We start from the raw sequence: 3,017 nt of genomic DNA, 5'->3' as shown, positions 1-3,017 counted from the left end.
CTGTATCGACCAGGCCCTGGAGCCGGTCGAGACGCTGCCCCTGGTCGACGGCTCCCGCCTGGTGCTGCGCGTCGCTGCCAGCGCCCGCGCCCGAGACCAGGACGACAAGATCGTCTACAAGCCCTTGTCCGACGACAGGTTCGAGGCCACCATCACCCGCCAACTGCGCGCAGCAGGCATGGAACCCGCCGACCTGGCCTTCAGCCCCGCCAAGCGCTTCGGCCAACCCGGCAATGGGCAGGTGTGGCTCACCGTGCGCGACATCACCACCACCATCACCATCACCGACCCGGCCATGGCCGAGGCCGCCCACGCCACCGGCATCGGCCGAGGCCGCGCCTACGGCCTGGGCATGCCCGTGGTCGTCGCCAACCCCACCCACTGACCCCCCTCTATCGGATTCACAGGAGAACCCAATGAGCACCCAGCACCCCTTCGTCGCCACCCTGACCAGCCTGTTGAACGACCCGTCCGCCGCCGGGATCTCGATCAGCACCGACTACCGCTCGCCGATGCCCACCATCGCCCCGCCTGCAGGAACGCTGCGCGCCGGCGGCACCGGCGGCAAGCCCGTCGAGGACGTCCACGGCGAGTTCGACCTGCCCGACGGCCGCCAGGCCGTGGTGATCGACTCGGTCGGTTCCCAGGCCTCCCGCATGGAGGCCGCCGCCGAGGACCTCGCCGATCAGGTCGGGCTTCCCCTGGTGCGCTTCATCGACGACCAGGGCGAGCTGCTGACCACCAGCGCCCGGCTGTCCCACCGCCACGCCGATGCGATCTGGCGGGCCAGCATCGCCGAGCTGACCGCAGCTGGGATTCCGTTCGACCAGATCCAGGCCGCGACCGTCGACTCAGCACAGCCACTGCTGGACTGGTTCCCCACCGCCCTGCTGATGGGCTGGTGGCACTCGCAGGTCCTGGTCACCGATCCCAAGAAGGCCAAGACCACGGCCAAGGACCGCACCGATGCGCTGCACGGCGACACACAGGCAGCCCAGACACTGGCCGGCTACGCCCAGCAGGGCCCGCAGATGCGCTCTGCGCGGGTGATGACCGCCGAGATCATCGCGACCGGCGTGGCGCGGCGCCGCCGGATGCCAGCCAAGGTCGACTCACTGCTCGGACCGCTGGCCAAGACCACCGCCAAGGGCCCTTCCTCACTCGGTCTGGGATCGCTGCCCCCGGTCCACGAGTCCCGCGCCGTCATCGACGTCACCTACGACGACATCCGCGGCTCGTGGTGGCTGAGCCTGGCAGGGCTTCGCCAGGTCAACGGTCTCCAGGAGCCGGAGACCGCACGAGTGCTGCTGTCCTGCCTGGCGCTGCTGCTGCACGACCACGCCCAACGAGCCACCCGGCTGCGCTCGGGCACCGAACTGGTCACCGCGACCCGCACCGTCGAGGTGTGGCGCCACGGCAGCGCCCCCGAAGCCCTGGAGGTGCCCGACCACGACACCCTCGTCGAGATCGTGCGTACCCTCGGCGTCCAGGCCGGATGGCACGGGCCCCAGGACGTGACCATTCCCAAGGGATCGGTGCTGGACCGCATCATGCACATCGCCGCCGCTGAAGCCGACACCGCTGCCGCCGATGCCTGAGCTGACACTGGCCATCCGCTTCCCCCTGGGCAGCTATCACGCCCACACCGCAGCCGGGGACCCGGACTGGCCACCGCACCCCAGCCGGATCGCCGCAGCCCTGCTGAACGCCGCCCACACCACCGGCCGCCACATCGCACTGGCCGAGCGCGTCTACACCTGGTCGGTGCCTGCCTTGTGGACCCCACCCGCCGCGGCCCGCGACATCAACGTCAGCCGCTGGGTTCCGGTGGATCCCCCGGTCAACATCGCCTCGAAGCGCGGCAACCCCGCGGGAGCCAAGGGCATCACCAGCAAGATCCCCAAGCCCCCGGAGCGAGGCACCACCATCGCCGCCCCCGCCACCGTGTGGCTCCACCACGACCACACCGACCTCGCACCACACGATCTGCCGGCCCTGGACGAACTGCTCGGGGCAGTGACCTACCTAGGCCGGCCCACCACCCCGGTCGTCATCGACCGGCTCGAGGCCTTCACGCCACCCACCGATGTCGGGGACCTGTGGGAACCCGACCCCGACGGCGATGTCGTGCTGCGCATCGCCACCCCCCGCGCCCTGCAGCTGCTCGACCAGCGCCATGCTCAACGCCAAGCCGTGCCCGACCCCGGCTACCAGCCCCGCATGGCCAGGCAGGACACCGCCCGATACCGGCACACCCGCTGCGGGCAGCACACCCCACCGGTCACCTACCCCAGCCGCGGCACACTGCTGCAGGTCGCGGCCACCATGACCTGGCTACCCCTTCCCGGTGCCTTGGCCGACGACGTCACCACCATTGCTGCGCTCCTGCCTGACGGACACGCACTCCTGCCCGCCTACTGGCAACGACAGGACCGTGGCCTGGTCACCGACCACCTCGCCGGTGCCCTGGTGCACCCAGCACTCATCGAACCGGTCACCGTCATCATCAACCAGAAGGTCACCGCCAGCCGCCCACGCCCAGTCCCGACAACAGCAGCACGCACCGACCAGCTGGCAGCTGCCTGCGCCACGGCCACGGCCTGGACTACCCCCGCACCCGTCACCGCCGACCCCGAGGTCCTGATCGCCCAACTCCAGCACCTCGCCGAGCTCCACGGTGCGGCCCTGGTCGAGGCCCAAACCCACGACACCTCACGGCTGACAGGCGCCCCAGCAACCGACACCAACCCCCAACTGACCCACGCCAGCATCCTGTTCGACCGACCCGTCCCCGGACCTCTCCACCTCGACCACACCCTCCTGCTCCCCATCACCGCCACCTGACACCAGCCCCAGAGAAACGGTGCAAGTGGCTCCGATGCCCTGGGGGTAGGAGGAGTCATGATGACCGAAGAACACAACCACTAGTAGTGGTTCGTTGGCCATGCGGGTCACGAGCAATGGAGCTGGTTAGTGGTGGTGAGGCGGGTGGTGTTGTCGGTGAAGGCGCGGAGACA

Annotated in this window: 3 protein-coding genes; all 3 read left to right on the top strand. The window is 69.9% G+C overall.

What is annotated here, in order from left to right; translation table 11 throughout:
• The coding region (locus ACHFFZ_RS17505; protein WP_394277857.1) for a type I-E CRISPR-associated protein Cas6/Cse3/CasE at positions 1–385 on the top strand (385 nt) is incomplete at its 5' end.
• Positions 386–416: 31 nt separating this feature from the next.
• Positions 417–1,598: a type I-U CRISPR-associated RAMP protein Csb1/Cas7u gene (gene cas7u, locus ACHFFZ_RS17500; RefSeq protein ID WP_394277856.1), complete on the top strand. Its 1,182-nt coding sequence runs from the start codon at positions 417–419 to the stop codon at positions 1,596–1,598.
• Positions 1,591–2,844, top strand: coding sequence for a type I-U CRISPR-associated protein Csb2 (gene csb2 / locus ACHFFZ_RS17495; RefSeq protein WP_394277855.1), 1,254 nt, complete (start codon positions 1,591–1,593; stop codon positions 2,842–2,844). The genes cas7u and csb2 overlap by 8 nt, the downstream gene beginning before the upstream one ends.
• Positions 2,845–3,017: the final 173 nt, after the last annotated feature.

It is taken from the genome of Luteococcus sp., assembly GCF_043424415.1.
GTDB lineage: Bacteria > Actinomycetota > Actinomycetes > Propionibacteriales > Propionibacteriaceae > Luteococcus.
Note: the sequence above shows the minus strand (reverse complement) of the source record. Positions and strands in the feature narration are given on the sequence as shown.